Origin of the sequence: Fulvivirga aurantia (assembly GCF_009711475.1) — a bacterium.
GTDB classification, from domain to species: domain Bacteria; phylum Bacteroidota; class Bacteroidia; order Cytophagales; family Cyclobacteriaceae; genus Fulvivirga; species Fulvivirga aurantia.
On sequence record NZ_SMMD01000615.1, the window covers coordinates 1 to 4631 of the forward strand.

A 4631-nucleotide genomic window follows, 5' to 3' on the forward strand; every position below is an offset into this window, starting at 1 on the left:
TCAATTATTTCATAGCAAAATCAATGTAAAAGAAGAATTGGTGGTAAAGGATAATCTAGCTTTTAGCCTTGCACATGTTGGCTATTTCGTAGGTCTACTCATCGCCATAGGTAGTGCTATTATTGGCCCATCAGAAGGGCTGGTAAATGATATAATCGACATCTCCATTTACGGTGGCCTGGCTATAATTTTACTAAATATTTCAGTTGTACTGACTGACAAGCTACTTCTCAATCAGTTTTCTGTAAGAAAGGAAATCATCGAAGACCAAAACGCAGGTGTGGGTATCATCGAAGGCGCTGTATCTATTGCATCCGGTTTAATTATATTCGGTGCCATTACTGGCGAAAGCAGCAGTTTAGTTGGCGGCCTTACTACGGCAGTAGTTTTCTGGGCGCTCGGGCAGGTAGTTCTTATTATAGTCGCAAAGGTTTATAACCTCATCACTCCATACGACATACATGAGCATATTGAGAAAGACAATGTGGCTGTGGGTGTTGGTTTTGCAGGCGCAATAGTGGCTGTTGGCAATCTTATAAGTTTTGGACTGCATGGGGAGTTTGAAAGCTGGGGTGTCACGCTGTCAGAAGCAGGACTCGAAGTACTTATCGGGCTTATATTACTACCAGTAATGCGATTGGTTACAGACAAAATTCTATTGCCTGGTGCCAGCCTTACTGACGAAATTGTAAACCAGGAAAATCCAAACATCGGAGCAGCTACTATAGAGGCCTTTGCCTACATAGGTAGCTCAATTTTAATTACTTGGTGTCTATAATTTAGGCACCATTCTTTTTTTCGTGAATGAATGATTAGGCAGTGAACTGTCTTAAAAAGCGGGTGGAGATACAATGACTATTAAGAGATCAACTTTACTAAAAGCAGCAATTTTTGCCACAGGATTTTCTGGTGTAGTAGCTGAGTACATACTTTCTACTTTGGCCACTTACTTTCTTGGCAATTCTATTTTACAATGGATAATGATTATCTCATTGATGCTATTCTCTATGGGGCTAGGAAGCAGAATAAGTAAAGTCTTTCAGACTGATCTGCTCAAGAAATTTCTATTGATAGAGTTTACACTGTCATTTTTAGTCTCTTTTTCTCCTTTGCTTGTATACACAGCCTCGGCTTACACTTCTGCTTACGGTATTCTTATTTATGTACTCGCCATCAGTATTGGTTTATTGATCGGCATGGAGGTGCCACTTGTGATACGCATGAACAATAAGTTTGAGAAGCTGAGGTATAATATTTCTTCTATTCTTGAAAACGACTATTACGGCAGTTTGCTCGGTGGTGTGTTCTTTGCCTTTATTGGCTTGCCATTACTTGGTTTAATGTACACCCCTTTTGTTCTGGGTTTCATCAACCTGGTTGTATCAATCATGCTGGTAATCGGACTTTGGGATATTATCGTTCAGAAAGATAAAAAAGTCATACTTACAGCAGGTACAACTATAATGTGTTTACTCATCACAGGTTTACTTGTGGCTAAACCCATTATTCTTTTTGGTGAGCAGAGTAAGTACCAGGATAAGGTCGTATATAGCGAGCAGACACCCTATCAGCGCATTGTAATCACACAGTGGAAAGACGATCACTGGCTCTATCTTAATGGCAATCAGCAGTTGTGTACAAGAGATGAAATCATGTATCATGAACCACTTGTGCATCCTGCAATGAAGCTGCACCCGAGGCCTAAAAACGTATTGGTACTTGGCGGTGGCGATGGTTGTGCGGTGAGAGAAATACTCAAGTACAACTCTGTTGATTCTATTAAGCTCGTTGATCTAGATCCGGCCATGACTACTTTGGGGCAAACACACCCAATACTCACATCACTTAACAACAATGCCCTCAATAATTCAAAAGTAGAAATAATCAACACCGATGGCTTTTCACTTATTCAGAATGATGAGAGCTATTACGATGTAATTATCATCGACCTTCCTGACCCCAGATCTGTAGAATTAGGCAGGCTATATAGTTATGAGTTTTACAGAAGTTGCTTCAGAAGATTAAGACCACAAGGTGTAATTGTAACCCAGGCAGGCAGCCCCTATTTTGCAACCAGAGCATTTTTAAGTGTAGTAGAAACAATGAAAGAGGCAGGGTTTACCACACAACCAATGCACAATCAAGTCATTACCATGGGCGAGTGGGGCTGGAGTTTAGGACAAAAACAATCGCCCCATAAGGACCTGAAAGCAATTTTGCAGCAACTGGATTTTGCTGAAATAGACACCAAATGGATTAATAATGAGGCTATGCAGCTGATGACCTCATTTGGTAAAGACACTTACCTCTGGAGTAAGGATACAGTTAAAGTAAACCGAATTCACGATCCGGTACTTTACAAATACTATTTAAACGGAAATTGGGACCTTTATTAAAGAGCCATGCTAGAAAAACTAGATTATAAATCACTATCACCTGAAATTTACAACCTCAGATTTTGGGCACGCGATATCTCACCTGACCTATTAAAAGAAACTTTCAACAAGCTTCTTTCTAAGAACGAGTTTACCGTGTTGAATTTTTCGGAGCATTTCTTCCCTGTTCAGGGCTATACCGCTATCTGGCTCTTGGCAGAGTCGCATTTAGCCATTCATACTTTTCCTCAGCACGAATGGAGCTATATCGAATTAAGCGGATGCAATGCACACAAAACCAATGAGTTTAAAAAAAGCCTTTACAATAGTGGATTGGAAATTAATTTTGAAACGGACCAGATGAGTTTAAGCAAACCAGAAGTTTTAAGTGTAAAGAATAAAAAGCATTCATAATTATGAAGAAATGGAAATACATTCTAGCTGCATTTTTATTCTATGTGCTGGTCATTTGCCTTATTGGCTATCTGGAGTCATCTTCTCCAGACAGCAACATAAAGAATATTTCTGATGCCTTCTGGTATGCCATCGTTACACTAACTACGGTGGGTTATGGAGATTTTTTCCCTGTCACTCCTACAGGCAAAATATTAGGACTACTTCTTATCGTGGGGAGTATTGGAGTTTTAGGATATATAATTGGTGAAATCACAAACAAAATAAATCGGTATATGGAAAAGAAAAAAAGTGGCTATTGGGGTACAAATTTCGAAAATCACTACATCATTATTGGCTGGAATGACTTCGGCCATCAGGTGGCAGAACAAATATTAAACACAGGACACAAAGTTGCCTTCGTGGTTAATTCTAAAAGTGATATAGACCTCATAAAAGATGTCTTCCCCACCGATAGATGCTTCTGCCTATTTGCCGATTATAAAAATACCGATGCCTTCAATAAGGTAAATATTACAGAATCAAGAGCCGTTTACGTCAACTTCGAAGAAGACACAGACAATCTGGTTTTTATTCTAAACCTCCAAAAGGTCTTTCCAAATGTAAATATTGTAGTCACCTGCCGAAATCCAGAGTTGGTTGGTACTTTTAAAAATGCAGGAATACACTACGTTATCGCTCAATCTGTGGTAGCCTCTCGATTAGTCGCCAGTTATATCTTCGAACCCCAGGTAGCCGCCTATACTGAAGATTTAATCACCACAAGTGTCTCAGACACAGATTCGGACATTCAGCAATATAGAATTACTGAGTCGAATCCTTTCTTAAATTCTAAATACATAGACGCATTTTACAAGCTCAAAGAGAAGTTTAATGCCGTGGCGATTGGGTTGGTGAGCAATAATGAGGTGCTAAAAAACCCAGATTCAGATCATATCTTAAAATTAGGTGAATATTTCATCCTAATCTCAGACGGTACAAGCAAAAAACAATTAGAAAAATCTTTTGGCGTGAAAGAAGGGGCTTAATAGACCTCTTCTATTTTTTGTTTCAAATATGGGCACTTCGTTGATTTTATTAATTGTCTAACCACTCTGTGCTTTTCATGAGGGCTTTGAGCTATCCTTTCCTGAAACCTAATCAATACTTTTTCGAAGTCATTTACACTACCCATAACCTGATCTTTTATAAAATAAAATTGATTTCATATCCTGTTGAGGATAACATCTTTTGGCTATGTAAAGGTCAGGTTTTCAATCTTTTAAGACAATCGCTAGATGTAGGTAATTTATAATCACTAGAAGTAGTGATGCATTAGGGACAGGGCATAAAAAAAGGAAGCTGAATTTCAGCTTCCTTCACCTTAGTAGCGGGGACAGGACTCGAACCTGTGACCTTCGGGTTATGAGCCCGACGAGCTACCAACTGCTCCACCCCGCGATATATTTTTATGGGCTATCGGGTAACCCTGCTTCTCAATTTTTCCCTTCGTTTTTCAAAAGGATTACAAAGGTAGAGTTACTATTTTTAAAAATCAAGTACCTTTGTAAAATAATTCTTAAAAAAATGACTGACACCTCAAATCACAAGGCCGGCTTTGTAAGCATCATTGGAAAGCCAAATGTAGGCAAATCTACGTTGATGAACCAAATGGTAGGAGAAAAGCTTTCAATAATTACTTCTAAAGCTCAGACAACCAGGCATAGAATCATGGGTATTATTTCTGGAAAAGATTTTCAGATAGTATATTCTGACACCCCAGGTATCATAAAACCTCAATATCAGCTGCAGGAGTCGATGATGCATTTCGTCAATTATTCCCTTGAAGATGCCGATGTTGTA

5 protein-coding genes and 1 tRNA gene are annotated in these 4631 nt (G+C 38.9%); 5 read left to right on the forward strand and 1 reads right to left on the reverse strand.

The genetic code is table 11. From position 1 onward, the window contains the following. From E1176_RS05740 to E1176_RS05755, 4 genes are all read left to right on the forward strand, one after another. The coding region (locus tag E1176_RS05740; protein ID WP_155209609.1) for a DUF350 domain-containing protein at nt 1-778 on the forward strand (778 nt) is incomplete at its 5' end. A 73-nt stretch (nt 779-851) separates the two neighbouring features. Continuing rightward, entirely contained in the window at nt 852-2396 is a 1545-nt protein-coding gene (locus E1176_RS05745; RefSeq protein WP_155209610.1) for a polyamine aminopropyltransferase, read from the forward strand. 6 nt (nt 2397-2402) lie between these two features. Next, on the forward strand, nt 2403-2789 hold the full coding sequence (locus E1176_RS05750; protein ID WP_155209611.1) for an S-adenosylmethionine decarboxylase family protein: 387 nt from the start codon (nt 2403-2405) through the stop codon (nt 2787-2789). Nucleotides 2790-2791: 2 nt separating this feature from the next. Next, on the forward strand, nt 2792-3817 hold the full coding sequence (locus E1176_RS05755) for a potassium channel family protein (RefSeq protein ID WP_155209612.1): 1026 nt from the start codon (nt 2792-2794) through the stop codon (nt 3815-3817). Between the two features lie 339 nt (nt 3818-4156). Here the strand turns inward: E1176_RS05755 and E1176_RS05760 are convergent. Next, nucleotides 4157-4229 (reverse strand) — tRNA-Met (locus E1176_RS05760). Nucleotides 4230-4355: 126 nt separating this feature from the next. Between E1176_RS05760 and E1176_RS20540 the strand changes: the two genes are divergently transcribed. Then, nucleotides 4356-4631: GTPase (locus E1176_RS20540; RefSeq protein WP_185152652.1), on the forward strand; the 276-nt coding region annotated here is incomplete at its 3' end.

Excerpts from the sequence above, each read along its gene's own strand:
- E1176_RS05745 (WP_155209610.1), top strand. The coding sequence starts at position 852 with ATGACTATTAAGAGATCAACTTTACTAAAAGCAGCAATTTTTGCCACA.
- E1176_RS05750 (WP_155209611.1), top strand. The coding sequence starts at position 2,403 with ATGCTAGAAAAACTAGATTATAAATCACTATCACCTGAAATTTACAAC.
- E1176_RS05755 (WP_155209612.1), top strand. The coding sequence starts at position 2,792 with ATGAAGAAATGGAAATACATTCTAGCTGCATTTTTATTCTATGTGCTG.